This is a genomic window from Streptomyces sp. NPDC046716, assembly GCF_040645755.1.
Taxonomy (GTDB): Bacteria; Actinomycetota; Actinomycetes; order Streptomycetales; family Streptomycetaceae; genus Streptomyces.
Genome location: NZ_JBEYYU010000091.1, coordinates 1 through 26,314, shown reverse-complemented (window position 1 = coordinate 26,314; position 26,314 = coordinate 1). Strand labels below are relative to the sequence as shown.

Sequence of the window (26,314 nt, the reverse complement as noted above, 5' to 3'; positions counted from 1 at the left end):
GGCGTCAACGCGGAGCGTTGGCAACCGACGACAACGCCGCAGGTCGGCGTGCCAGACCCCGCGCCCGCGACAAGATCCGCCGGACAGGCCCTAGGTCACTTGCCGTAGTACGCGTTGTGGATCGTGATCGTCGACGTGTTGCCCTTCTTGTCGGTGATCTTGGCGCGGAGGGCGATGGCCTTGCCCTTGGCCGGGTTCTTCACGCTGACCTTGCCGCTCTTGACGGAGACCTTCTTCCAGTTCTTGCCGTCGTCGTAACTGACGTACACGGAGAGCGACTTGAGCTGGGAGCCCGCGGCGGAGCCGGTGACGGAGACCGGGACGGACTGGGTCTTCTTGGCGGTCACCCGGCTGTCGGTGCCGACCACCGGGGCGAACCGCACGCCGGACGCCGGAAGCCGGGCGAAGTCGGCCGGCTTCTTCGAGCGGAACGTCCAGCCGGCGTCGATCCGCGTGGACACGGCGGACACCTTGGAGCTGCGCTTCACCGACGTGGTCAGCTTGTACGCGGCGTCGCCCGAGGGAACGGTGAACGCCTCGTCTCCGAAGAGCGGGTCCTTGTTGGAGCCGACCTTGGTGCCGTTGCGGTACAGCGTCGTGGTCGCCGAGGTGACGTCCGAGTAGCCCGCGTGCGTCTTGCCGTCGGCGAACAGCGGCAGCGAGCCGAAGATCTCGTTGCCGTCGCGGAAGAGGCCGTAGTCACCGCCCACCCGCGGTGCGAAGACGGCCGTGTTGAACGTCTTCGCGTACTTCTTGCCCGCCTTGAACGTCTGCGGTTCGCCCAGTGAGTAGAGGGCGTCGGGGACCGGGTTGCCGTCCTGGTCCTTGCCCGCGAACTGGTAGAGGTCCCAGGTCCATCGGATCCGCTCGGCGGTCGACAGGTACAGGGTGCGGGTGCCCGGGAGCTTCTGCTCGACGGGCACGCCGACGACGAGGTCGTCGGAGAGCACGCCCATCGGCTCCAGGGCGCCGGTCTTGCCGGGGGCCGAGGCGCCCAGCGTGTTGACCACCGTGGCGAGCTCGGACTTCTTGTAGTGCTTGGACTTGTCGCCGACGATGTGCTTGACCTTGGCCGCGGTCGCGACGTCGTACTCGGCGCCGCCGCCCTTGCGCCACTGCCCGAACCAGGTCTGCGACAGGCCGCTCGACACGTCCGGGCCGAGGCCCGCCATGCGGATGTCGGCGAACGAGCCGAGCTGGAGCACGAGTCCGACCTCCGCCGGGTCGTACGCGTAGCCGATGCTGGCGCTGACCGGCTTCGCCGCCGTGTCCGGCACCGTGATGTCGGCCTTCTTGGTCTTACGGGCGTCCAGGGTGAGGCTGATGTTCTTGGTGACGCTGAGCTTCGGCTGGACGAACCAGTCGACGCCGCCCTTGAAGTCGACGACGTCCTTGGCGAGCCACGCGTCCAGCACGTAGTCGCCGCGCGGCACGCGCAGCGTCACCGTGCCGGAGTCGCTCGGCTCCGCCGAGTACATCTGCTCCTTGCCGAGGCCGGTGTACCCCATGAGGTCGCTCAGGTACGTCGACAGCGGCTTGCCGTCGCGGCCGAGGTGCGTGAGCTTCACGTCGTACGACTCGATCTCGCGCGTCACCGCGGCGGCGGTGCGCACGGTCTGTCCGTCGCCGGTCGCCGTGATGTACGCCGAGTAGGCGCCGTCGGCGGTGCCGCCGAGGCGGGTGTCGGCGGTCACGTCGGCCGTCGCGGTGCCGCCCGCCGGGACCGTCACCGTGGACGAGCCGAGCGTGAAGAAGCCCGCGGGGGCCGGCTGGCCCTTGGGGCCCGTGCCCTGGACGGTCAGGTCGAGGGTGACGTCCTTCGTGCCGGTGTTGCGGTACGTGACCTGCTTGGTGAGCGGCTTGTCGTCGGTGTGCGGCCACTGCGCGATGCCGAATCCGACGGAGACCGGCTCGGCGAACACGGTCTGCCCGATGGCCTTGTCGACCTGGATCCGGCCGCTGCCCTGCTGGAACGGGGTGAGGCCGGCGGTGCCCTTGGCCGAGCCGACCAGGGCGCCCTTGAGCTGCGTGTACGTCCAGTCCGGGTGCTGCTGCTTGAGGATCGCGGCGGCGCCGGCGACATGCGGCGTCGCCATCGACGTACCGGAGATCGTCAGATACCCGGCCGGCTTCTCGCCGACCTCCTGGGCGATGACGCTGCCCTTCGCGGCGGCGGCCGTGATGTCGACGCCCGGCGCCGTCACGTCCGGCTTGATACCGCCGTCGCCGACGCGCGGCCCGGTGGAGGAGAAGTCGGCGAGCCTGTCCTTGTCGTCGACGGCGCCGACGGTCAGCGCGGCGTCGGCGCTGCCGGGCGAACCGATGGAGTTCGGGCCCTCGTTGCCCGCCGCGATGGCGAAGAGGATGCCCTTCTCCTGCGACAGCTTGTTGACCTCGGCCTCGAGCGGGTCGATCTCGGCGGTGTCGCCGCCGCCCAGGCTGAGGTTCACGATGTCGGCGCCCTGCGCGGCCGCCCACTCCATGCCGGCGAGGATGCCGGAGTCGTCGCCGAAGCCGTCGTTGTCGAGCACCTTGCCGTTGAGCAGCTTGGCACCCGGGGCGACGCCCTTGTACGTGCCGCCCGATTTGACGCCCGTACCGGCCGCGATGGACGCGACGTGGGTGCCGTGCCCGAAGTGGTCGGTGGCGTCGGGCGCGGTGGAGAAGTTCTTCGACGCGGCGACCTGGTCCTTCAGGTCGGGGTGCGTGGTGTCGACGCCGGTGTCGAGCACGGCGATCTTGACACCCTTGCCGTCGTATCCGGCGGCCCAGGCGGTGGGCGCGCCGATCTGCGGCACGGACTTGTCGAGGCTGGCCCGGCGGATGCCGTCGAGCCAGATGCGGCTCACGCCGGAGGCGGTGGTGCCGTCCCGGTCGGTGACGGCCTTCCACAGCTTCACCGCGTCGGTCTTCGGCGTGGTCACCGCGTCCGCGTTCAGCGACTTCAGCGAGCGGCGCACGGTCGTGTCACCGGCGTCGCGCACCTCGGCGCGGGCACCGGCCGCGGCGCCCCGGTAGCCGACGATGACCTTGAGGCCGTTCTTCTGCGCCTTCTTGTACGACGCCTTGGACAGCTCGGTGATGTCGAAGAGCCGCTGGTCCAGCTTTCCGGCGGCTATCAGGCGCTGTGCGTCGAGGGGCACCACATAGGTGTGTCCCCCGACCTTGCGGGTCTGCACGGGTATGTGCGCGCGCCCCGCGGCCGGCTCCACCCCGGCCGGCCGGCCCTTGGCGTCCACCGCGACCCGGTCGCCGGTGATGAGCGTGATGTGCGTCCTGGGCTTGAACGCCTGTCCCGCACCGGTGTGCGCGGCGGCCGCCGGCGCGGAGTGCGCCGGCAGGGCGACGCCCGCGGTGACCGCGACGGCTGCGGCGCCCGCGACGAGCGCCGCCCGCCGCGTCCGAGAATGTGGCTGTCTGTGCAACTTTCCCCCCTGGGAACGGTGTTCACCGCAGGGGGCCTGATGAGAAACCCCCCGGGCCTACAGATGGCCCAGGGGGTTCCCGGGTTGCACCGGTCACCAGGATTTCTTTACTTGGCCTTTTCGTTCTCGGTGATCTTGATCTGGCCCTTGCGGATCGTCGCGAGGCGCGGGGCCTTGCGGGCGATCGCCGAGTCGTGGGTGACCATGATGAAAGTGAGCCCGTGCTCCTTCCACTGGGTCTCCAGCAGGTCCATGATCTCGTCGCGCATGGACTCGTCGAGGTTGCCGGTCGGCTCGTCGGCGAGGAGCACCTTGGGGTTCTTCACGAGCGCGCGGGCGATGGCGACGCGCTGCTGCTGGCCACCGGACATCTCGGACGGCAGATGCGTCAGCCGCTCACCGAGACCTACGGACTTCAGGGCTTCGGCCGCCCGCTCCCGCCGCTCGGCGACCTTCAGCCCCAGCGGGACCAGCGCCGTCTCGACGTTCTCCTGCGCGGTGAGCGTCGGGATGAGGTTGAAGGACTGGAAGACGAACCCGATGGACTCGGCGCGGACCTTGGTCAGCCGGGCCTCGGGCAGCTTGGCCAGGTCGGTGCCGTCGAGTTCGATGCTGCCCGCGGTGGGCCGGTCGAGGCCGCCGAGCATCTGGAGCAGCGTCGACTTGCCGCCGCCGGTCGGGCCCTGGATGACGAGCCGGTCGCCGTCGCCGATGGTCAGGTCCACCCCGGCGAGCGCGTCGATGCGCTCCTTGCCGCGCTGGTACTGCTTGGTGACGCCTCTGAGCTGATACATGGTGCGACTCCTGTGCTGCGTAAGGAGGTTGATGGGTGGGGCCGGTCCGCTGCCTACTCGACGCGGCGCAGCGCGTCCGCCGGGCGAAGGCGCGAGGCCCGCCAGCCGCCGAACGCGCCGGCGATCAGACCGCCCGCGACGGCGAGGCCGACCGCGAGGGCGATGGTGGTGCCGGAGATCGGCGCGGTCAGTGCGATGTCGAGGGTCTTGCTCGCGGACTGCCGCATGCCGCCGGGGCCTCCGCCGCCGGGGCCGCCCATGCCGCCACCGCCGCCGAAGCCGCCGCCCCCGCCACCGCCGGTCGAGCCGAGGGACGCGCTGAGGGTCGGGCTGATCGCGGTGACCACGTACGCGCCGGCCAGACCGATCCCGATGCCGAGGACGCCGCCGATGAGCCCGTTGACGACGGCCTCGCCGATGACCTGGCGGGTGACCCGGCCCGACTTCCAGCCGAGCGCCTTGAGCGTGCCGAACTCGCGGACGCGGCGCGAGACGGCGGACGAGGTGAGCAGGCCCGCGACGAGGAACGCGGCGACGAGCACCGCGATCGACAGCCACTTGCCGACGTTCGAGGCGAGCGAGGAGGCCGTGGAGAGCGAGCCGGAGACGGTCTTGGCGAGGTCCGCGGAGGTGGTGACCGTGGTGCCCGAGATGTTCTTGCTGATGGTCGACTTCACCGAGTCGATCTGCTGCGAGTCGGTGGCCTTGACGTAGACCGTCGTGACCTTGTTCTTCATGTCGGCGACGGTCTGCGCCTGCTTCAGCGGGATGTAGAGGTTGGCGGCCGAGTCGCCGCTGTCCGCGGTGGAGACGCCGACGACCTTGAACTTCGTGCCGTGGATGGTGACGTCGTCACCGACGGCGAGCTTCTTCTCCTTGGCGTACGAGGCGTCGGCCACGGCCACCTTGGCGTTCGTCTCGGACGTCTTGAACGTCCGGCCCTTGGTGATCTTCGAGGTGGTCAGCGGGCCGAGGTTCTGCTTGGTGACGTCGGTGCCGTACACCGAGAAGGAGTTGACGTCGAAGTTGGCGCCGCCGCCCTCGACGCGGCCCTGCGGCTGGCCGTTGCCGCCGCCGTTCTGGCCGCCGGGACCGCCCTGGCCCTGGCCCTGCTGCCCCTGGCTCTGGTCCTGCTTGAACTGGCCGCGCGTGAACTGCCCGCTGACCTTCATGACCTGGAGGTTCAGGCCGCCCACGGTGTCGGCGACGCCCTTCTGGTCGGCCACTTTGGTGACCGTGGAGGAGGCGAGCGTCTGGAAGCCCTGGACCATGACGCGGTCGGTGGACTGCTCCTTGTCGGAGTCGCTGTCCTGGGCGCCGAACTTGAAGTTCGGCCGCCCGTTGTCCCCGGTCTGCGCCGCGGCCGCCTTGGTGACGGTCATGTCGGTGCCGAGGCCGTACAGGGACTGCAGGACCTTGTCCTGCGCCTTGTTCATGCCGGAGGACACGGAGCTGACGACGATGACGAGCGCGATGCCGAGGGCGAGCCCTGAGGCGACGACCAGGGCCGCCTTTCTGCGGCGGCGCAACTCACGCCTGAGGTAGGTGAAGAACATGTGGGAGCCTCGCCGGATGACGGCCCGCGGGATCGGGGCGCTGACAGGAATCAGCGGAACCGTATTGAGGCGCTGTAAGGGTTCTGTGAGGCGCGGATGAGAACGGCATGAGACCCCGCTCCTCAAGCCCCTCCGGCGTTTGAGGAGCGGGGTCCGGGGCGGAGCCCCGGGACCCGCGCCAGGGCTCAGGCCGCGCCGACGTTCTCCGAGACCGAGATCCGACCCTTCCGAATCGTGGCCAGCCGCGGAGCGGCCTTCGCGAGGGTCGAGTCGTGGGTGACCATGATGAACGTCAGGTTGTGCTCGCGCCACAGCCCTTCGAGTACGTCCATGATCTCGTCGCGCATGGACTCGTCGAGGTTGCCGGTGGGCTCGTCGGCGAGGAGCACCTTGGGGTTCTTCACGAGCGCGCGGGCGATGGCGACGCGCTGCTGCTGGCCACCGGACATCTCGGACGGCAGATGCGTCAACCGCTCCCCCAGTCCTACGGACTTCAGGGCTTCGGCCGCCCGCTCGCGCCGCTCGGCGACCTTCAGCCCCAGCGGGACCAGCGCCGTCTCCACGTTCTCCTGCGCGGTGAGCGTCGGGATGAGGTTGAAGGACTGGAAGATGATGCCGATCTTCTCGCTGCGCACCTTCGTCAGCTTCGCCTCGGAGAGCGTCGCGAGGTCGGTGCCGTCGAGGTGGACGCTGCCCGCGGTGGGCCGGTCGAGGCCGCCGAGCATCTGGAGCAGCGTCGACTTGCCGCCGCCCGTCGGGCCCTGGATGACGAGCCGGCCGCCGTCCTCCACGGTCAGGTCGACACCGCGCAGGGCGTCGACGGTCTCTTTGCCGCGCTTGTACTGCTTGGTCACGCCGCGCAGTTCGTACATGGTGAACTCCTTTAGGGGGAAAGGGCGGTGGGCTACTCGACGCGGCGCAGCGCGTCCGCGGGGCGCAGCCGCGAGGCCCGCCAGCCGCCGTACGCACCGGCGATCAGACCGCCGCCGATCGCCAGGCCCGCGGCGAGCGCGATCGTGGAGAGGCTGACCGGGGCGGAGAGCGCCACGTCGATGGTGCTGGCCGCGGACGAGCCGCCGCCGGGGCCGCCGCCCATGCCGCCCCCGCCGCCGGGCCCGCCCATACCGCCGCCACCGCCGCCACCGCCGCCGGTGGAGCCGAGGGACGCGCTCAGGGTCGGGCTGAAGGCCGTGACGGCGTACGCGGCGACGACGCCGAGCGCGATGCCGAGGACACCGCCGATGAGCCCGTTGACGATCGCCTCACCCGCGACCTGGCGGGTGACCCGGCCCGACTTCCAGCCGAGCGCCTTGAGCGTGCCGAACTCCCGCACCCGGCGCGAGACCGCCGAGGAGGTGAGCAGCGCGGCGACGATCACGGCCGCGGCGAGCACCACGACGGACAGCCACTTGCCCACGCTGGAGGCGAGGTTGGAGGCGGTCGACAGCGAGCCGGAGACGGTGTCGGCGAGGTCGGAGGAGGTGGTGACCGTGGTCCCCGAGATGTTCTTCTTGATCGTCGCCTTGACGGTGTCGATCTGCTTCGAGTCGGCGGCCTTCACATAGATGGTGGAGACCTTGTTCTTGGCGTCGGCGAGGGTCTGCGCCTGCTTCAGCGGCAGGTAGACGTCGCCGGTCGAGTCGCTGCTGCTCGCCTGCGCGATGCCGATGACCTCGTACTTCACCTTGTTGACGGTGAGCGTGTCGCCGACGGCCTTGGAGTTCTCCTTGGCGTACGACTTCGAGAGGACCGCGACCTTGGCGTTCGTCTCGGCCGCCTTGAAGGTCCGGCCCTTGGTGATCTCCATCGTGGAGAGCGGGCCGAGGCCCTGGTGCGCGACGTCGATGCCGTACACGGAGTACGAGTTGACGTCGAAGTTCGCGCCGCCGCCCTGCACGCCGCCCTCACCGCCGCCCTCACCGGAGGGAGCGCCCTGGCCCTGGCCCTGTCCCTGGGACTGGCTCTGGGCCTGGCCCTGGCTGAACTGGCCGGAGACCTTCATGACGTTGAGGGTGAGGGCGCCGGTCGCGGAGGAGACGCCCTCCTGGTCCGCGACCTCGGCGATCAGCGACGACTTGAGCGTCTGGCCACCCGACGTCATGACGCGGTCGGTCGACTGGGTCTTGCTGGAGTCGTCGTCGCCGTTGGCGTCGAACTTGAAGTTGGGGCGGTCGCCGCTCTTGGGAGCGGAGGCGGCCTTGGTCACCGTCATGTCGGTGCCGAGGCCGTAGAGGGACTCCAGAACCTTGCTCTGGGCCTGCTTCATCCCGGCCGAGACCGACGTGACCGTGATGACCAGCGCGATGCCGAGCGCGAGCCCGGAGGCGACGACGAGGGCAGCCTTCCGGCGCCGCCTCAATTCGCGCCTGAGGTAGGTGAGGAACATGGACCGGACAGTAAGGACAGCGCTTTGCAGTGAGCTGTGAGCCGCATGCGGTCTTCATAAGTGCCCGCTAAAAACACCGTGAATACGCTGAACCCCGGTACACGGGGTGTACCGGGGTTCACACGAAAAGGAGCTGCGGCTCAGGCGGCGGAGCCGGCCTTCCAGTCCGCCCAGCTCAGGTTCCAGCCGTTGAGGCCGTTGTCCGGCTGGACCGTCTTGTCGCCGGTGTTCTTCACGATGACGACGTCGCCGACCATCGAGTTGTCGTAGAACCAGGCGCCCGGGGTGCTGGAGTCGTTGGCGCCCTTGGCGTCGGAGAGGCCGACGCAGCCGTGGCTGGTGTTCACCGAGCCGAAGATCGACTTGGCGCCCCAGTAGTTGCCGTGGATGAAGGTGCCGGAGTTCGACAGGCGCATCGCGTGCGGCACGTCCTTGATGTCGTACTCGCCCTTGCCGTCGTCGTCCGTGAAGCCGACCGTCGCGCCGTTCATCCGGGTCTCCTTGAACTTCTCGGAGATCACCATCTGGCCCTCGTACGTCTTGTTCTCGGGCGATCCGGCGGAGATCGGGATGGTCTTGACGACCTTGCCGTCGTGGGTGACGGTCATCGTCTTGGTCTTGGCGTCGACCGTGGAGACCTGGTTGCGCCCGATCTTGAAGGTGACCGTCTTCTGCTGCACACCGGTCACGCCGCTGGCGCCCTCGACGCCGTCGAGGTCCAGCTTCAGGGTGACGGTGGAGCCGCCCTTCCAGTAGTCCTCGGGGCGGAAGTCCAGGCGGTTGGCGCTGAACCAGTGGCCGACGACCTCCTGGCCACTGCTGGACGACACCGTGATGTGGGACTGCACGTCCGACTTGTTGGTGATCGCCTTGTCGAAGTTGATCGAGACCGGCATGCCGACGCCGACGGTCGAACCGTCCTCCGGCGTGAAGTTGCCGATGAAGCTGTTGGCCGGGGAGACCGTCGTGAACTGCGAGTTCTCGTGCGCGGCGCGGCCGTCGGAGTCCTTCGCCACGGCGGCGATCTTGTACGTGGTCGCGCGGGCGAGCTGGCCGGTGGGCTTCCAGCTCTTCTTGTCCGTGGCTATCTGACCGGCGACGGCGGTGCCGTCGGCCGTGGTCATCTTGACCTCGCTGAGCGTGCCCTTGCTCACGGTGACCTTGGCGGCGTTGTTGATGCTCGCGTTGTCGGAGCCGTCCTTCGGCGCGATCTTGATGTCGGCCTCGGAGGTCTTCTTCGCCGCGGCCTCATCGGCCTGCTGCTGCGTCTTCTCGCCGCTGCCCGACGCGGCACTGTCACCGTCGCCGCCGCTGCACGCGGAGAGCACCAGAACACCGCCGAGCAGGGCGGACGCGGCCATCAGACCCTTGCGCCGCTTACCGTCCGTCATCACACGCTTCTCCATAGTCGCCGATTTTCCGGATCTCCCCGGAGGAACACAGAGGTTCCCCTTACCCATACATAACGCAGTGACCGCTTCAGGCCGTTCCCGAAGAGCCCCGATGTGGGGGACACCACGTAGAAAAGGGGGTGACCACCGATGCACCCGTGGTAACGGCGCCCCCGCGATCCCCGTCGGAAACGGCGGAACCCCGGGGCGGCGGCCCCGGGGTTCCCCGTCGCACCGACCGCTACACGTCGTCCTCGCCGTCCTCCCCGCCATCATCCTCGTCGAGGTCCCAGTCCGGTGAGTCGGGGTCGTAGTCGACCTGTTCGCTGGACCAGGAGGCCTGCACGAGTTCGGCGCCCGGTACGTCGCCGACCAGGTCGAACGGGTCCACCAGATACGCGACGGCCTCCGCCTCGTCCTCCTGCACGGCGCTCTCGGCGTGCGAGCGCTCCCCCTCCGGCAGCTCTCCCTGCGCGGAGGACTCGGCGATGCGCTGCAGGGCTCCGCCGGTCAGCGCCTCCCCGTCGACGACCTCCAGGACCAATTCCACCTTCAGGCGAACAAAGCGTGACGTCTCATCAGTACTCATGACGCGGAGCGTACGGCCCGCGGCCCCCGCGACTTTCCGGTGACCCGCCCCTGTCACTAGGATCGCCCCACACGGCCAATTCGCCAGCGCCACAAGGGGGATCGCTTCCGTGTCCGTCGCACGTCGATCACTGTTCACCGCCACCGCCGCCGGGACGCTCCTGGCCGCCCTGTGGTTCGTTCCCAGCGCCACCGCGACCCCGGGGCACACGAGCACCGCCGACCAGGAGCGCACCGCCGCCACGGTCGGGTCCCAGTCCGACCACCAACTCCGCCTGGCCGACACGGGAACGGTGGACACCACCCCGTACGTGGTCGGCGGCTCGGCCTTCCTGGGCATGGGCGTGGCCTTCGTGGCGTACTCGGTCCGCAGGGAGCGCACGGTGGAGTAGGGGGCGCCCCGTGAGGGGCGCGGGGAACTGCGCGACCAGCCACAGCGCGCCCGCGCCCGCGAACGGTCCGCACATGGCGGACGAGAAGGCGCGAACCCCCTAGGCCAGCGCCCCGGTGACGCCCTCGACGGCGGCCACCAGCGCCCCACTCCGCACGAACACATCAGCGGCGGCGAGATCGGGCGCCAGGAACCGATCGGGCCCGGCCCCCTGAACCCCGGCCTCCCGAGCGGCAGCGATCACGGCACGGGACGCCGGAGCCGCACGCAGCCCCTCCCGCAGCTCGACACCCCGGGTCGCCGCGTACAGCTCGACCGCCACGATCCGCGCCAGATTGTCGACGGCGGTCCGCAGCTTGCGCGCCGCCGACCAGCCCATGGACACGTGGTCCTCCTGCATCGCGGAGGACGGGATCGAGTCGGCCGACGCCGGCACGGCGAGCCGCTTCAGCTCGCTCACCAGCGCGGCCTGCGTGTACTGCGCGATCATGAGCCCCGAGTCGACCCCGGCGTCGTCCGCGAGGAACGGCGGCAGCCCGTGCGAGCGGTTCTTGTCGAGCAGCCGGTCCGTGCGCCGCTCGGCGATGGAGCCGAGGTCGGCGGCGGCGATGGCGAGGAAGTCGAGCACATAGGCGACCGGCGCACCGTGGAAGTTGCCGTTGGACTCGACGCGTCCGTCGGGCAGCACCACGGGATTGTCGACGGCGGCGGCCAGCTCCCGCTCGGCGACGAGCCGCGCGTGCGCCATGGTGTCCCGCCCGGCCCCGGCGACCTGCGGGGCGCACCGCACGGAGTACGCGTCCTGCACGCGCGGCGCGTCGTCCTGATGGTGCCCGGTGAGCTCCGAGCCCTTCAGCACGGCCAGCATGTTGGCGGCGGAGGCGGCCTGCCCGGGGTGCGGGCGGATGGCGTGCAACTCGGGGGCGAGGACCTTGTCGGTGCCGAGCAGCGCCTCCAGCGACAGCGCGGCGGTGACATCGGCGGCCTTGTACAGGTTCTCCAGGTCGTCGAGGGCCATGACGAGCATGCCGAGCATGCCGTCGGTCCCGTTGAGGAGGGCCAGGCCCTCCTTCTCACGCAGCTCGACCGGCGCGATGCCGTGCTCGGCGAGGAGTTCGCCGGCGGGCCGGACGACCCCGTCGGGGCCCTCGGCGTCACCCTCGCCCATGAGGGCGAGCGCGCAGTGGCTGAGCGGGGCGAGGTCGCCGGAGCAGCCGAGCGAGCCGTACTCGTGCACGACCGGGGTGATCCCGGCGTTGAGCACGTCCGCCATGGTCTGCGCGGCCTCGGGGCGGACACCGGTGTGCCCGGAGCAGACGGTCTTCAGGCGCAGGAACATCAGCGCGCGCACCACCTCGCGCTCCACGCGCGGGCCCATGCCCGCGGCGTGCGAGCGCACGATGTTGCGCTGGAGCTGGGCGCGCAGCTCGGGGCTAATGTGCCGGGTGGCGAGGGCGCCGAACCCGGTGGAGACGCCGTAGACCGGCTCGGGCTTCGCGGCGAGCGCGTCGACGATCTCGCGGGCCGCGGTGAGCGCCTGGACGGCCTCCGCGGAGAGTTCGATCCGGGCGTCGCGGCGGGCGACGGCGACGACATCGGCAGCGGTGACCCCGGCCGTCCCGACCACCACAGTGTGCATATCCATATTCAGGAGCGTACGCAGTGAATCTCTGGATGTCACGACCGAGTTCCGGGAAAGACCCTTACTGGTCGCGGCCCCTGATCCGCCGCCGCTCCCGGTCCCCGGTGACCGGCGGCGGGGCGTCGGCGAGGCGGACGACCGGATCGTCGAGGCCGCCGTCCCGCCCGGCGACCACCGGCCGCGCGGCGCGCAGCGCCTTGGCCTTGTACTGGGCGGCGTCCGCGAGCCGGAAGAGCCGGCGCGCGCTCCTGACCTCGCCGATCGGGTCCCCGGTCGAGGCGACGCCGACCGCGACGCCCTCGCCGAGCTCCATCTCCGCCGCCCGCGTGCAGATCTCGTCGCCGACCCGCACCACGTCGTCGGCGGACGGGCCGAGGGCCAGCAGGCAGAACTCGTCGCCGCCGAGCCGGGCCACGAGCGCGCCGGGCAGCATCGCGCCGCACAGCGACAGCACGGAGCCGAACCGTTCGAGGAGCCGGTCGCCGATCGCGTGGCCGAGGGTGTCGTTGACCCGCTTGAGCCCGTTCAGGTCGCACACCACGAGGCTGAGCACGGCGCCCTCCGTCCGGTGCCGCTCCACCGCCTGGTCGAGGCGTATGTCGACGGCCCGCCGGTTGGCGAGGCCGGTCAGCGCGTCCGTGAAGGCCAGCCGCCGGGCCTCCTCCAGGCGTTCGGTCTGCGCGAGTCCGGCGGCCACCACGGAGGCCAGTACGGTCGCGAGATCGGCGTCCGCGGGCACGAACGCGGGCACGCCGTGCGGCCGCGCGACGTACAGCTCGCCCCACGCCCGCCCGTGCAGCACGACCGGCGCGACGACACAGCTCCCGCGCCCCCGGCGGCGCAGCGCGGCCACCCGCTGATGGCAGTACCCGGCGTCCTCGACCGGCCCGTCGGCGGTCTCGACCCACGCGTCGGGCTCGCCGCCGCCGGCCCACCGCTCGTGCAGGAACTCGGTGATCTCCGGGAACTGGTGCACCGGATAGGTCTCGTCCTCGGGGAACTCCTCCTCGCCGGCCGCGCGCTCCCCCACGTTGACCAGCACCCGCAGCTGCCCGCGCTCGCGCTCCCACACCGACAGCGCGGCGAAGTTCCCCGACAGCGCGTGACAGGCGCCGAGCGCGGCCGCCCGCCAGGACTCCCGCGGAGACTGCGCGGCCGCCATGCCCTGCGCGAGCATCACGACGGCCCGCAGCCGGACATCCTCTCCCATTAGTCCAGGTTAGGTACATTCTCGGCATTACGGTGAATTGTGTACACCCGATCAAGGGGGAAGCGGCGCCCCTGGGGCGAGCGAAGCTCGCACTCAGGGGCGCGGGGAACTGCGCGAGAAGAGGCCACCGGGCCGCGGACGAAGGACCACCCAGGGCTCAGACCCCGGGCCACCGAGGCGCCCGCTTCTCGTTGAACGCGGCGACCCCCTCGGCCCGGTCCCCCGAGAACGCCACGGACCGCCACGCCGCATCCTCCACCTCGAGCCCGGCCCGCAGATCCAGCCCGTGCCCGAGCCGCAGCGCCCGCTTGGCGGCGCGGAGCCCGACGGGCGAGTTGGCGGCGATCCGGGCGGCCAGCGCGAGCGCCTCCGTACGGTCCTGCCCCGCGCCCACGAGGTGGTCGACGAGCCCGAGCTCCCGCGCCTCCTGCGCTTCGAGGCGGCGCGCCGTGAAGATCAGCTCGGCGGCCCGCGCGGCCCCGACCCGGCGCGGCAGCAACTGCGTACCGCCACCGCCGGGAATCACCCCGACCGACACCTCCGGCAGCCCGACCACGGCGCTGTCGTCGGCCACGATCAGATCGCAGGCGAGCGCCAGCTCGAACCCGCCGCCCAGCGCGAAGCCGTGCACGGCGGCGATCGTCGGCATCGGCAGGTCGAGTACGCCCGTGTAGGCGGCCCGCGTGACGGGCCGCTGCCGGACCAGCTCGGCGTCGGAGAACGAGTTCCGCTCCTTGAGGTCGGCGCCGACGCAGAACGCCCGCTCGCCGCTGGAGGCGACGACCACGACCCGTACGTCGCTGTCGGCCGCCAGCGCGTCGCACGCGGCGCCGATGGACCGGGCCATGTCGCTGGACACCGCGTTCATCGCCTTGGGCCGGTCGAGCGTCAGCTCGGCGACGGTGCCGCCCTCGTGCCGCGTGACCCCGACGAACTCCCCGAACCGCTGGTCCTCAGCCACGACCGCACTCCTCCACTCCGGTTAACTGACGTTAACCGGAGGGTGTCAGGTGCGGCGGGTCAGCGTCCAGGGCTCGACGACACCGAGACCACGCACGGGCCGCTGCCACATGGGCTGGAGCGCGAACCGGTACGACGGGGGCTCCTCGCCGTCCTGCTCGGCCTTCTGCGCCTCGACGGCGGCCTCGGCCTCCGACGTCGGCGCGTCGCCGGTGCGGATCAGCTCCTCGGCGAAGGCGCCGTCCACCAGCACGTTGTCCCGGGGCGCTATCGAGGTGAGCCGGCTCGCGAGGTTCACGGTGGTCCCGAAGACATCGCCCATCCGGGTCGTCACGGTCCCGAAGGCCATGCCGACGCGCAGCTCGGGCATGGTCTCGTCGTTGCTCATCGTCTCGATGAGCCGCAGCGCGATCTCGCCCGCGATCCCGGCGTCGTCGGCGGCGAACAGCACCTCGTCGCCGAGCGTCTTGATGAGCCGCCCGCCGTGCGCGGCGACCAGGTCGGCGGCCGTGGTCTCGAAGGCCTCGACCAGCTCGCCGAGCTCCTCCTCCTCCATCCGCCGGGTCAGCCGCGTGAACCCGACGAGGTCGGCGAAGCCGACGGCGAGCCGCCGGTCCACCATCTCCTCGTCGTCCCCGGCCTGGACCACCCGCCCGGTGGCCGCGGCCAGCTGCCGCCGCCACACGTAGACCAGGAACTCCTCCAGCTCGGGCAGGAGCAGCTCTATCAGCGGATAGGTGACCTCGGTACGGGTCATGCCGGGCTCGGGCGGTTCGGTGAGCCCCTCCAGGAACGAGTCGATCTGCCACTCGGCGAGTCGCGCCGTGGTCTGGCCCGTCGACCGGGCGACCTGCACGGCCATCGCCTCGCTGAGCAGCCCCGCCTCCACCAGACCGGCGAGCCGGCGCAGCGCCAGCACGTCGGCCTCGGTCAGCGCCTTGGCCTGGCCGATGTCGGCGAAGCCCATGGCCCGCCAGAAGCGGGAGGCCAGCTCCATGGAGACGCCCGCGCTGCGGGCGGCCTGGAACGGGGTGTAGCGGCGCTCGGCGCCGAGGATGAGCCCTTCGAGCCGCAGGGCGAGGGGATCCTCCGGGTTTTCCTCGGCCCCTTCCGACTTCTCGGGGTCGCCTTGGCCACCCGTGCCAAAGCCCGAGTCGTCGACGGTCACGCCTGCTGCCCTTCCGATCTGCCACGGTCAGGTATCGACCGGGCTCAACTCTACGGCAGCCCCTGTGCGCCAGGTCACTCCGTTCGAACCGGGTCGCCGGGTTGTTTCCCGTCCGCGGCCCGGTGGGGCTCCTCGCGCAGTTCCCCGCGCCCCTGAGACATGCGCTCCGCGCAGCCTCCCCTGAGGCTGCGTCTTCGCCGCGCCTCTCTCGATGAGATGGCGCACGAAGTGCGCATCTCAGGGGCGCGGGGAACTGCGCGACCAGCCCCCACCGGGCCGCAGCCGAAGGGCTACGCCGGACGCAGGTGGATGATGTCGCCGGCGCCCACCGACTCACGGGGCCCGTCGGCCGGGGCGATCACCAGCCGCCCGTCAGAGTCCACGGCAACCGCCTCCCCCACAAGATCCCGCCCCCCGGGCAACTGAGCCCGCACGGACCGCCCCAGCGTCGCGCACCCGGCGGCATACGTCGCCTGCAACCCCGACACCCCGGGATCCCCCTGCGCCGCACACCACTCGAGATACCACCGCTCGAACGACCGCAGAACGGCCCGCAGCAACGGCTCCCGGTCCACCACCTTCGCCCCGGCCAGCGCCAGCGACCCCGCGGTGGCGACCGGCAGCTCCTCCGCCCGCAGCGACACGTTCAGCCCGATCCCGACCACGACCCCGTCCGCCCCGGCCCGCTCCGCGAGGATCCCGGCGGCCTTGCGCTCCTCGCCGCCCACCGTGAGCAGCAGGTCGTTCGGCCACTTCAGCGCCGTGTCGACCCCGGCCGCCGACGAGAGCCCCGTGGCGAGCGCGACCCCGGCGAGCAGCGGCAGCCACCCCCAGCGCTCCACCGGCACCTCGTGCTCCCCGGGCTTGAGCAGCACGGAGAAGAACAGCCCCGAGCGCGGCGGAGCCGACCAGCGCCGGTCGAGCCGCCCGCGCGCCGCGCTCTGCTCCTCGGCGATCAGCACGGCCCCCTCGGCGACGGCGCCGGAGGACGCCCGGGTCACCAGGTCGGTGTTGGTGGAGCCGGTACGGGGCACCACTTCGAGGGACGACCACAGTCCGTCCCCGCGCAGGAGGGAGCGGCGCAGCCCCGCCTCGCCCAGCGGTGGCCGGTCGAGGTCCGACCAGCGGTTGTTCTCGGGCACGTCTGAACCATCTCGCGGCGTCATGCAACCCAGCGTAGGTGTGGCAAACGCCGCACTGCCGAGCAGTATTCGCGCCACTACGCTACGAGTCAGTAGCCACCGCACCGTCCCCCACCCCACGAACTGTCCAGGCAGGGAGCCGCATCCCGATGTCCGAGTTGGAAGAGAAGCCCGACATCCACACCACCGCAGGCAAGATCGAGGATCTGCGGCGCAGGATCGACGAGGCGACCCACGCGGGTTCGGCCCGCGCGGTCGAGAAGCAGCACGCCAAGGGCAAGCTGACGGCCCGTGAGCGGATCGATCTGCTGATGGACGAGGACTCGTTCGTGGAGCTGGACGAGTTCGCGCGGCACCGCTCGACCGACTTCGGCCTGGACGCCAACAAACCGTACGGCGACGGCGTGGTGACCGGCTACGGCACGGTCGACGGCCGCCCGGTGGCCGTGTTCTCGCAGGACTTCACCGTCTTCGGCGGCGCCCTCGGCGAGGTCTTCGGCCAGAAGATCATGAAGGTGATGGACTTCGCGCTGAAGACCGGCTGCCCGGTCATCGGCATCAACGACTCCGGCGGCGCCCGCATCCAGGAGGGTGTGATGGCGCTGGGCATGTACGGCGAGATCTTCCGCCGCAACACCCACGCCTCGGGCGTCATCCCGCAGATCAGCCTGGTCGTCGGCCCGTGCGCGGGCGGCGCGGTGTACTCCCCCGCGATCACCGACTTCACGGTGATGGTCGACCAGACCAGCCACATGTTCATCACCGGACCCGACGTCATCAAGACGGTCACCGGCGAGGACGTCGGCTTCGAGGAGCTGGGCGGCGCGCGGGCGCACAACTCGCGCTCCGGTGTCGCGCACCACATGGCGGGCGACGAGAAGGACGCCATCGAGTACGTGAAGTCGCTGCTGTCCTACCTGCCGTCGAACAACCTGAGCGAGCCGCCCGCCTTCCCCGAGGAGGCCGACCTGGCCGTCACGGACGAGGACCGCGAGCTGGACACCATCGTCCCGGACAGCGCCAACCAGCCGTACGACATGCACACGGTGATCGAACACGTCCTGGACGACGCCGAGTTCTTCGAGACGCAGTCGCTGTTCGCGCCGAACATCCTGACCGGCTTCGGCCGGGTCGAGGGCCGCCCGGTCGGCATCGTCGCCAACCAGCCGATGCAGTTCGCCGGCTGCCTCGACATCCACGCGAGCGAGAAGGCCGCGCGGTTCGTCCGCACGTGTGACGCCTTCAACGTGCCGGTGCTGACCTTCGTGGACGTCCCCGGCTTCCTGCCGGGCGTCGAGCAGGAGCACGAGGGCATCATCCGGCGCGGCGCCAAGCTGATCTTCGCGTACGCCGAGGCGACCGTCCCGCTGATCACGATCATCACCCGCAAGGCGTTCGGCGGCGCGTACGACGTGATGGGCTCCAAGCACCTGGGCGCCGACCTGAACCTGGCGTGGCCCACCTCGCAGATCGCGGTCATGGGCGCGCAGGGCGCGGTCAACATCCTGCACCGCAAGACGATCGCGGCGGCCGAGGCCGCCGGGAACGCCGAGGAGACGCGGGCGCAGCTCATCCAGCAGTACGAGGACACGCTCCTCAACCCCTACACGGCGGCCGAGCGCGGCTACATCGACGCGGTGATCCTGCCGTCCGACACCCGCGCCCACGTCGTGAAGGGCCTGCGCCAGCTGCGCACCAAGCGGGAGAGCCTGCCCCCGAAGAAGCACGGCAACATCCCCCTCTAGGCCGAAGGGAGCCACCGACCATGATGATCAAGGTCGTCCGGGGAAACCCGACCCCCGAGGAGCTGGCCGCCGCACTGGCGGTGGTCAGAGCCCGGGCCGCGGCGGCGCCCGAGGCCCCGGCGGCCGCGGCCGAGCGGGACGCGTGGGCCGACCCCTCCCGCATCGCCCGCCACCGGATGCCCGCCCCCGGCCCGGCGAGCTGGTCGCGCACGTTCTGGCCGGCGTGAGCCGACCGGAACAATCTGGTCCGTCTGTGCGGGGCGCCTGAGTACGCGTACTCAGGCGCCCCGCGCGTGCGCGTCGCAGTATCGATGTCGTGCTGTGGTCTGACCCTGAGGACAAGCCTCCGGAGGAGCTTCGCGCGACGCAGGGGATGCTGCGTCGGGCGAGTGTCGTGCTGGCCCTGGCGATGGTGCTGACGATGTTCGTGCTGGGCGTCCTGTGAGGGTCCTGCGGTTCTATACGCTGGCTCCATGACGCCGTCCCGCCGCCTGATCCTGGCCTCCCAGTCCCCCGCCCGTCTCGGCCTGCTGAGGCAGGCGGGTTTCGCGCCGGAGGTCGTCGTCAGCGGCTTCGACGAGGACGCCGTGACGGCCCCGACCCCCGCGGAGCTCGCGCTCGCCCTCGCCGAGGCCAAGGCCTCCGTCGTGGCCGCCCGGCCCGAGGCGCAGGGCGCCCTCGTCATCGGCTGCGACTCCGTCCTCGACCTGGACGGCGAGGCGCTCGGCAAGCCCGCCGACGCCGAGGAGGCCACGGCCCGCTGGAAGGCGATGCGGGGCCGCGCGGGCACCCTTCAGACGGGCCACTGCGTCTACGACACCGCCTCCGGCCGGTACGCCTCGGGCACCGGCTCCACGGTGGTCCGGTTCGGCGAGCCGACCGACGCGGAGATCGCCGCCTACGTGGCGACGGGCGAGCCGCTCCACGTCGCGGGCGCCTTCACCCTCGACGGCCGCTCGGCGCCCTTCATCGACGGCATCGACGGCGACCACGGCAACGTGATCGGCCTGTCCCTGCCGCTGCTGCGCCGGCTGCTGGCGCGACTGGACGTCAGCGTCACGGAGTTGTGGGCGCGGGAGGGCTAGCGGGCCCGGGCGCGCCGTTCGCCGGGGCGTTCTCCCGTCGGTCGTAGGCGACCAGCGTCAGCACGACGAGGCCGAGCACGACCATCATGGCGAGGAACGCGAACCAGCCCGCCGGGCCGATGACGAACGCGCCGAGCAGCCCGTGCACCACGGCCACGCTGATCAGCAGGATCCGCCCGAAGCCGCCCGGCCCCCGGTCGGTGATCGCCGTGCGCAGCAGCACCACGGCGCACAGCACCAGATAGAGGCCGAAGACACCGCCCGCGACCCACGCGCCGATGGTCATCGCACGCGGGTCGAGACCCGCCAGGGACATCTTCTGGTTGTCGACCACCAGGCCGAGGAACCAGTTCAGGAAGGCGATTCCGAGCGCCTCCGCGAAGAGCACGATCGCGGCCACCCACGCCACCGGCCTGCGGGCCACCGGCCCCACCCACTTTCCCCTGAGCCATCGCCTGTTACTGCGAGTACGTCGAGACATCGCGAACGCTACTAACGGGTAAACCTCCGGACAAGGGGTCTGCCGAAGGCAAAGAATCGTTGGGCCATTCGTAGGGACTCCACAAAGAAAGGCGACTGGCCGCAGCGCGGTCTCACAGAGACCTAGACCACACGGCGGGGATAGGGTTCGACCGAGGGATCCCGCGCAGCCAGGCGCGACAAGGGATTTCCGGGACCGAGCGGCCCTCGAGTCACACTCCGTGTGGGCAAGCTCACCATTGGGGATGGGTCGTAAGCCCGTGTCGGCTGTCCCTAAACTCGGCTTGTTTCAAGGAGGGAGCCATCGTGCGCAAGGTGCTCATCGCCAACCGTGGCGAAATCGCTGTCCGCGTGGCCCGGGCGTGCCGGGACGCTGGGATCGCGAGCGTTGCCGTCTATGCCGATCCGGACCGGGACGCTCTGCATGTCCGCGCGGCCGACGAGGCCTTCGCGCTGGGTGGTGACACCCCGGCGACGAGCTATCTGGACATCGCCAAGGTGTTGCAGGCCGCCAAGGACTCGGGCGCGGACGCCATCCACCCCGGCTACGGATTCCTGTCGGAGAACGCGGAGTTCGCCCAGGCCGTGCTGGACGCGGAGCTGATCTGGATCGGTCCGCCCCCGCACGCCATCCGTGACCTCGGCGACAAGGTCGCCGCCCGGCACATCGCGCAGCGCGCCGGTGCCCCGCTGGTCGCGGGCACCCCGGACCCGGTCTCGGGCGCCGACGAGGTCGTCGCGTTCGCCGAGCAGCACGGTCTGCCGATCGCGATCAAGGCCGCCTTCGGCGGCGGCGGGCGCGGTCTGAAGGTCGCCCGCACTCTGGACGAGGTTCCGGAGCTGTACGACTCCGCGGTGCGCGAGGCCGTCGCGGCGTTCGGCCGCGGTGAGTGCTTCGTGGAGCGCTACCTGGACAAGCCCCGGCACGTGGAGACCCAGTGCCTGGCCGACTCCCACGGCAACGTGGTGGTCGTCTCGACCCGTGACTGCTCGCTGCAGCGCCGCCACCAGAAGCTGGTGGAGGAGGCCCCCGCGCCGTTCCTGTCCGACGCCCAGGTCGAGGAGCTGTACTCCGCCTCCAAGGCGATCCTGAAGGAGGCCGGCTACGTCGGCGCCGGCACGGTCGAGTTCCTGGTCGGCGCGGACGGCACGATCTCCTTCCTGGAGGTCAACACACGTCTCCAGGTCGAGCACCCGGTCACCGAAGAGGTCGCCGGCATCGACCTGGTCCGTGAGATGTTCCGCATCGCCGACGGCGAGGAGCTCGGCTACGGCGACCCGGAGCTGCGCGGTCACTCCTTCGAGTTCCGCATCAACGGCGAGGACCCGGGCCGGGGCTTCCTGCCCGCGCCCGGCACCGTCACCAAGTTCGACGGCCCTGCCGGTCCCGGTGTCCGCCTGGACGCGGGCGTCGAGTCCGGCTCGGTCATCGGCCCGGCCTGGGACTCGCTCCTGGCCAAGCTGATCGTGACCGGCCGCACCCGCAAGGAGGCCCTGGAGCGGGCCTCGCGCGCGCTGGCCGAGTTCGAGGTCGAGGGCATGGCCACCGCCATCCCGTTCCACCGCAAGGTCGTCACCGACCCGGCGTTCGCCCCCGAACTGACCGGCTCCGACGAGCCGTTCACCATCTTCACCCGGTGGATCGAGACCGAGTTCGTCAACGACATCCCGCCGTTCGCCGCGCCCGCGGCCGACGGTGAGGAGGACGAGGCCGGTCGCGAGACCGTCGTCGTCGAGGTCGGCGGCAAGCGCCTGGAGGTCTCGCTGCCCGCCGGGATGGGCATGTCGCTGGCCCGCACCGGGCTCAACGCGGGCGCCAAGCCCAAGCGGCGCGCGGCCAAGAAGTCCGGCCCGGCCGCCTCCGGCGACACCCTCGCCTCCCCGATGCAGGGCACGATCGTGAAGATCGCTGTCGAGGAGGGCCAGGAGGTCAAGGAGGGCGATCTGATCGTCGTCCTGGAGGCCATGAAGATGGAGCAGCCGCTCAACGCGCACAAGTCCGGCACCGTCAAGGGCCTGTCCGCCGAGGTCGGCGCCTCCCTCACCTCCGGCGCCGCGATCTGCGAGATCAAGGACTGACGGTCCGATCCGGTTGTACCGAGCGCCCGTTGGCCCCCGTGAGAGGGCCGGCGGGCGCTTCGCCGTCGCACCGGAGCGATCAGGCATCCTTGAAGGCCCGCACCCTGGGAGGCCCCATGACGTCCGAGACCGCGCCCGCCGGTGCCCGCCCCATGCGCGCGGACGCCCGCCGCAACTACGAGCGGCTGCTCGCCACCGCCCGTACGGCGTTCGCCGAGCACGGTACGGGGGCGTCCCTGGAGGACGTGGCACGCGGCGCCGGGGTCGGCATCGGCACCCTGTACCGGCACTTTCCCAACCGGTACGCGCTGATGAGCGCCGTCTTCGAGGAGGCGGTGACCGAACTGCTCGACCGCTCCCGGGCGCTGCTCGACGCCCCGCAGCCGTGCTCCGCGCTCGTGGCGTGGCTGCGGGACATCATCACCCACGCGAGTGAGTACCGGGGCCTGTCGGGCGCCCTCATGTCGGCATCGCAGGACGCGAGTTCGGCTCTCGCCCGGTGCAGTGCGCCGATGCGCGACGCGGGGCAGGCGCTTCTGTCACGGGCCCAGGAGTCGGGCGCCGTGCGCCGGGACGTCTCCATCACGGATCTGCTGCAGCTGACCAACGCGATCGCGCTGGCCGCCGAGGAGACTCCGTCGGACCCGGGCTTGGCCGACCGCCTCCTGACCTTGACGCTGCGCGGCATCACCCAGTGACCGTCCGCCGGGCGCGCAGTTCCCCGCGCCCCTGGCGGCGACACACCTCTGCCCCATCAAGCCCCTCCGGCGATTGAGGAGCGGGGTCCGTCGCCGGATGCGCGTCTCGTCGTGGCCGGGCGCGCAGTTCCCCGCGCCCCTGGCGGCAATGCGCATCCGGCCGCGCTCCTGGCGGCGGCGCGCCTCTGCCCCATCAAGCCCCTCCGGCGATTGAGGAGCGGGGTCCGGGGCGGAGCCCCGGGGGCCGTCGCCGGGTGCGCGTCTCGTCGTGGCCGGGCGCGCAGTTCCCCGCGCCCCTCAGCGGCGCCGGAGGTCCGCCACCCTCGCCGAGCGCTCCGGAGCCGGGTCCATCGCGGCAGCGCTGCGCAAGGGGTGACCGCCTCCGGGGAGTTGACCCCGGCGCTGGACGGGCAGGGGGACATCCCGGCGGGACTGCCGTGCCGGAGCCGATTCACCACCCCCGGCGGCAGTCGCCCCCGAACCCGCGACGGCGATCTGCACTCCCTGATCGGCCAGCGCCTGCAACTCGGTGGCGGCGCGGTCGTCGTGGGCGGGCGGCTCGTCGGTGACGAGGCGCGTGATCACGTCCGTGGGCACCGTCTGGAACATGGTGTCCGTGCCGAGCTTCGAGTGATCGGCGAGGACCACCACCTCGGCGGCGGCCTGGACGAGCGCCCGGTCCACCGAAGCCGACAGCATGTTGGACGTGGACAGGCCGCGCTCGGCCGTGAGGCCGCTCCCGGACAGGAACGCCCGCGACACTCTCAGCCCCTGGAGGGACTGCTCGGCACCGCTGCCCACCAGGGCGTAGTTGGAACCCCGCAGCGTGCCACCGGTCATGACGACCTCGACCCGGTTGGCATGAGCCAAGGCCTGGGCGACGAGGAGCGAGTTGGTGACGACGGTCAGGCCCGGCACACGCGCGAGCCGGCGGGCCAGCTCCTGCGTGGTCGTCCCCGCGCCCACCACGATGGCCTCGCCCTCTTCGACGAGACCCGCGGCGAGATCGGCGATGGCCGTTTTCTCTGCGGTCGCGAGATGTGACTTCTGCGGAAAACCGGACTCCCGCGTGAATCCGCCCGGCAATACCGCACCGCCATGCCGGCGGTCGAGGAGTCCTTCTGCCTCCAGTGCGCGCACGTCCCGCCGTACGGTCACTTCGGAGGTCTGGACGACGCGGGCGAGTTCACGGAGCGATACAGCCCCGTTGGCTCGCACCATTTCGAGGATCAATTGACGACGTTCTGCAGCGAACACGAAACTGACAGTAACCCCAACGACCGTCTGGTTTCAGCAGTTTGCGCCGAATTACAGATTCTGTTCATGCCAGACCCCCGGAAGTGGTATACGCACGGCGGGGTGCCTACCCGCCGTGCGTATGCCTCCCGCATGGGCCGCGACGCACCGTGACAACGGGCCGGTCGCGGGGCCGGGCGGGCCGGGGTCAGCCCTCTTCGGCGAGCTTGCGGGTGTGGAGCTGCCGGGCGACTTCGGCGATGGATCCGGACAGCGAGGGGTACACGGTGAACGCGTTCGCGATCTGCTCGACCGTCAGATTGTTGTCGACCGCGATCGAAATGGGATGGATCAGTTCCGAAGCGCGGGGCGCGACGACCACACCGCCGACCACGATGCCGGTGCCGGGGCGGCAGAAGATCTTGACGAAGCCGTCCCTGATGCCCTGCATCTTGGCGCGCGGGTTGCGCAGCAGCGGCAGCTTGACGACGCGGGCGTCGAACTTGCCGCCGTCCACGTCGGCCTGCGAGACGCCGACGGTGGCGATCTCGGGGTCGGTGAACACGTTCGACGACACGGTCTTCAGGTTCAGCGGGGCCACCGCGTCGCCCAGGAAGTGGTACATCGCGATACGGCCCTGCATCGCGGCCACGGACGCCAGGGCGAACACGCCGGTGACGTCTCCGGCCGCGTACACGCCAGGAGCGGTCGTGCGCGAGACCTTGTCGGTCCAGATGTGACCGGAGTCCTTCACCTTGACCCCGGCGCCCTCCAGACCGAGCCCCTCGCTGTTGGGGATGGCGCCGACCGCCATCAGGCAGTGCGTGCCGGAGATGGTGCGGCCGTCGGAGAGGGTGACCTCGACGCGGTCGCCGACGCGCTTGGCGGAGGCGGCGCGCGAACGGGCCATGACGTTCATGCCGCGGCGCCGGAAGACGTCCTCCAGGACGGCGGCGGCGTCGGGGTCCTCGCCGGGGAGCACCCGGTCGCGGGACGAGACGAGCGTGACCTTGGAGCCGAGGGCCTGGTAGGCGCCGGCGAACTCGGCACCCGTCACACCGGAACCGACCACGATGAGCTCCTCGGGGAGCTCGTCCAGGTCGTACACCTGCGTCCAGTTCAGGATCCGCTCGCCGTCGGGCTGCGCGTCCGGGACCTCGCGCGGGTGGGCGCCGGTCGCGAGCAGCACGGCGTCGGCGGTGAGCGTCTCCTCGGTGCCGTCGGCGGCGGTGACGATGACCTTGCGGGAGCCGTCGAGGTCCTGCTGGCCGTCGAGCCGGCCCCGGCCGCGCAGCACGCGCGCGCCCGCACGCGTGACGGACGCGGTGATGTCGTGGGACTGGGCGAGCGCGAGGCGCTTCACCCGGCGGTTGACCTTGCCGAGGTCGACGCCGACGACGCGGGCCGGGGAGTCCGGATCGGGGGTGTCGTCCTCGACGATGATCCCCAACTCCTCGTACGAAGAGTCGAAGGTGGTCATCACCTCGGCCGTGGCGATCAGGGTCTTCGACGGCACGCAGTCGGTGAGCACCGACGCACCGCCCAGACCGTCGCAGTCGACGACGGTCACCTCCGCGCCGAGCTGGGCGGCCACCAGTGCCGCCTCGTATCCGCCAGGTCCGCCACCGATGATCACGATCCGAGTCACATGCCCCATTGTCCCGCACGCAACAATGGGGCGTCCTGTCGGGGTGCGTGCCGCGGATCCTGCCTGGTACGGACTTCACCCGGGGTCCCGGCCGTCCCTGTCGTACCCTCGGACCCATGTCGCTCTACGCCGCGTACGCCGGCAACCTCGACGCGCGGCTGATGAGCCGCCGCGCCCCGCACTCGCCGCTGCGCTCGACCGGCTGGCTCACCGGCTGGCGGCTGACGTTCGGGGGCGAGCAGATGGGCTGGGAGGGCTCGCTGGCCACCATCGTGGAGGCGCCGCGCTCGCAGGTCTTCGTCGCGCTGTACGACATCGCTCCGATGGACGAGGACTCCATGGACCGCTGGGAGGGTGTCGGCCTCGACATCTACCGGCGGATGCGGGTGCGCATCGACACCCTGGAGGGCGAGGAGCCCGCCTGGCTGTATGTACTGAACGGGTACGAGGGGGGCCTCCCCTCCGCGCGCTACCTGGGCGAGATCGCCGACGCCGCCGACTCGGCGGGCGCCCCCCACGACTACGTCATGGAGATGCGCAAGCGCCCCTGCTGAGTCCGGTCGCATCGCGCCTGCGGCCCGGTGGGGGCTGGTCGCGCAGTTCCCCGCGCCCCTGAGGGGCACACTCCGTGCGCCCCCAGGGGAGGCTGCGCGAAGCGCATGCCTCAGGGGCGCGGGGAACTGCGCGAGA

General features: G+C 71.1%; 22 protein-coding genes and 1 pseudogene. 8 read left to right on the top strand and 15 right to left on the bottom strand.

All coding sequences use genetic code 11. The features are described from left to right. Window positions 1–95: 95 nt before the first annotated feature. From ABZ930_RS38645 to ABZ930_RS38615, 7 genes are all read right to left on the bottom strand, one after another. Window positions 96–3,425, bottom strand: a complete 3,330-nt coding sequence (locus ABZ930_RS38645) for a S8 family serine peptidase (protein WP_361559268.1) — start codon at window positions 3,423–3,425, stop codon at window positions 96–98. 107 nt (window positions 3,426–3,532) lie between these two features. Further along, window positions 3,533–4,219 (bottom strand): ABC transporter ATP-binding protein, encoded by a 687-nt coding sequence (locus ABZ930_RS38640; protein WP_361559265.1) that lies wholly within the window; start codon window positions 4,217–4,219, stop codon window positions 3,533–3,535. A 53-nt stretch (window positions 4,220–4,272) separates the two neighbouring features. Then, the gene (locus ABZ930_RS38635) at window positions 4,273–5,775 is read right to left on the bottom strand and encodes an ABC transporter permease (RefSeq protein ID WP_361559262.1); all 1,503 of its coding nucleotides are present in this window, start codon (window positions 5,773–5,775) and stop codon (window positions 4,273–4,275) included. Window positions 5,776–5,960: 185 nt separating this feature from the next. Continuing rightward, the gene (locus ABZ930_RS38630; RefSeq protein ID WP_361559259.1) at window positions 5,961–6,647 is read right to left on the bottom strand and encodes an ABC transporter ATP-binding protein; all 687 of its coding nucleotides are present in this window, start codon (window positions 6,645–6,647) and stop codon (window positions 5,961–5,963) included. Between the two features lie 32 nt (window positions 6,648–6,679). Next, a complete protein-coding gene (locus ABZ930_RS38625) occupies window positions 6,680–8,161 on the bottom strand; it encodes an ABC transporter permease (protein WP_361559256.1) in 1,482 nt (493 codons plus the stop codon). 140 nt (window positions 8,162–8,301) lie between these two features. Beyond that, entirely contained in the window at window positions 8,302–9,567 is a 1,266-nt protein-coding gene (locus ABZ930_RS38620) for an Ig-like domain-containing protein (protein WP_361559253.1), read from the bottom strand. Between the two features lie 226 nt (window positions 9,568–9,793). Then, the gene (locus tag ABZ930_RS38615; RefSeq protein ID WP_361559250.1) at window positions 9,794–10,141 is read right to left on the bottom strand and encodes a hypothetical protein; all 348 of its coding nucleotides are present in this window, start codon (window positions 10,139–10,141) and stop codon (window positions 9,794–9,796) included. 109 nt (window positions 10,142–10,250) lie between these two features. Here ABZ930_RS38615 and ABZ930_RS38610 point away from each other — a divergent pair, with 109 nt between their 5' ends. Beyond that, a complete protein-coding gene (locus tag ABZ930_RS38610; protein ID WP_361559247.1) occupies window positions 10,251–10,532 on the top strand; it encodes a hypothetical protein in 282 nt (93 codons plus the stop codon). 99 nt (window positions 10,533–10,631) lie between these two features. Here ABZ930_RS38610 and hutH read toward each other — a convergent pair whose 3' ends face one another. The 5 genes from hutH to ABZ930_RS38585 all read right to left on the bottom strand — a co-directional run bounded on the left by hutH (window position 10,632) and on the right by ABZ930_RS38585 (window position 16,677). Then, window positions 10,632–12,170: a histidine ammonia-lyase gene (hutH, locus tag ABZ930_RS38605; protein ID WP_361559271.1), complete on the bottom strand. Its 1,539-nt coding sequence runs from the start codon at window positions 12,168–12,170 to the stop codon at window positions 10,632–10,634. 64 nt (window positions 12,171–12,234) lie between these two features. Then, window positions 12,235–13,383 (bottom strand): diguanylate cyclase, encoded by a 1,149-nt coding sequence (locus ABZ930_RS38600; RefSeq protein ID WP_361559244.1) that lies wholly within the window; start codon window positions 13,381–13,383, stop codon window positions 12,235–12,237. A gap of 157 nt (window positions 13,384–13,540) precedes the next feature. Continuing rightward, window positions 13,541–14,344, bottom strand: a complete 804-nt coding sequence (locus ABZ930_RS38595; RefSeq protein WP_361559241.1) for an enoyl-CoA hydratase-related protein — start codon at window positions 14,342–14,344, stop codon at window positions 13,541–13,543. A 45-nt stretch (window positions 14,345–14,389) separates the two neighbouring features. Continuing rightward, window positions 14,390–15,511, bottom strand: a complete 1,122-nt coding sequence (locus ABZ930_RS38590) for an adenylate/guanylate cyclase domain-containing protein (protein ID WP_361559238.1) — start codon at window positions 15,509–15,511, stop codon at window positions 14,390–14,392. A gap of 290 nt (window positions 15,512–15,801) precedes the next feature. Next, window positions 15,802–16,677 carry a biotin--[acetyl-CoA-carboxylase] ligase gene (locus ABZ930_RS38585; RefSeq protein ID WP_361559235.1) on the bottom strand — a complete coding sequence of 292 codons (876 nt, stop codon included), beginning with the start codon at window positions 16,675–16,677 and terminating at the stop codon, window positions 15,802–15,804. Window positions 16,678–16,802: 125 nt separating this feature from the next. Here ABZ930_RS38585 and ABZ930_RS38580 point away from each other — a divergent pair, with 125 nt between their 5' ends. The 4 genes from ABZ930_RS38580 (at window position 16,803) to ABZ930_RS38565 (ending at window position 19,483) form a co-directional block, all read left to right on the top strand. Beyond that, window positions 16,803–18,398: an acyl-CoA carboxylase subunit beta gene (locus ABZ930_RS38580; RefSeq protein WP_361559232.1), complete on the top strand. Its 1,596-nt coding sequence runs from the start codon at window positions 16,803–16,805 to the stop codon at window positions 18,396–18,398. 20 nt (window positions 18,399–18,418) lie between these two features. Then, a complete protein-coding gene (locus tag ABZ930_RS38575) occupies window positions 18,419–18,625 on the top strand; it encodes an acyl-CoA carboxylase epsilon subunit (protein ID WP_361559229.1) in 207 nt (68 codons plus the stop codon). An 89-nt stretch (window positions 18,626–18,714) separates the two neighbouring features. Continuing rightward, window positions 18,715–18,843 (top strand): hypothetical protein, encoded by a 129-nt coding sequence (locus ABZ930_RS38570; protein ID WP_361559226.1) that lies wholly within the window; start codon window positions 18,715–18,717, stop codon window positions 18,841–18,843. 28 nt (window positions 18,844–18,871) lie between these two features. After that, a complete protein-coding gene (locus tag ABZ930_RS38565; RefSeq protein WP_361559223.1) occupies window positions 18,872–19,483 on the top strand; it encodes a nucleoside triphosphate pyrophosphatase in 612 nt (203 codons plus the stop codon). Here ABZ930_RS38565 and ABZ930_RS38560 read toward each other — a convergent pair. Beyond that, window positions 19,455–19,916, bottom strand: a complete 462-nt coding sequence (locus ABZ930_RS38560) for a hypothetical protein (RefSeq protein ID WP_361559220.1) — start codon at window positions 19,914–19,916, stop codon at window positions 19,455–19,457. The two genes, ABZ930_RS38565 and ABZ930_RS38560, sit on opposite strands and share 29 nt — an antisense overlap. Before the next feature lie 353 nt (window positions 19,917–20,269). Here ABZ930_RS38560 and ABZ930_RS38555 point away from each other — a divergent pair, with 353 nt between their 5' ends. Beyond that, window positions 20,270–22,042: a biotin carboxylase N-terminal domain-containing protein gene (locus ABZ930_RS38555; RefSeq protein ID WP_361559217.1), complete on the top strand. Its 1,773-nt coding sequence runs from the start codon at window positions 20,270–20,272 to the stop codon at window positions 22,040–22,042. 116 nt (window positions 22,043–22,158) lie between these two features. Further along, window positions 22,159–22,740 (top strand): TetR/AcrR family transcriptional regulator, encoded by a 582-nt coding sequence (locus ABZ930_RS38550; protein ID WP_361559214.1) that lies wholly within the window; start codon window positions 22,159–22,161, stop codon window positions 22,738–22,740. 297 nt (window positions 22,741–23,037) lie between these two features. Here the strand turns inward: ABZ930_RS38550 and ABZ930_RS38545 are convergent, their stop codons facing one another. After that, window positions 23,038–23,997, bottom strand: coding sequence for a DeoR/GlpR family DNA-binding transcription regulator (locus ABZ930_RS38545; protein ID WP_361559211.1), 960 nt, complete (start codon window positions 23,995–23,997; stop codon window positions 23,038–23,040). Window positions 23,998–24,184: 187 nt separating this feature from the next. Beyond that, a pseudogene (locus tag ABZ930_RS38540) lies at window positions 24,185–25,666 on the bottom strand (NAD(P)H-quinone dehydrogenase); the annotation flags it as partial. Window positions 25,667–25,740: 74 nt separating this feature from the next. Here ABZ930_RS38540 and ABZ930_RS38535 point away from each other — a divergent pair. After that, entirely contained in the window at window positions 25,741–26,178 is a 438-nt protein-coding gene (locus ABZ930_RS38535; RefSeq protein WP_361559209.1) for a gamma-glutamylcyclotransferase, read from the top strand. Window positions 26,179–26,314: the final 136 nt, after the last annotated feature.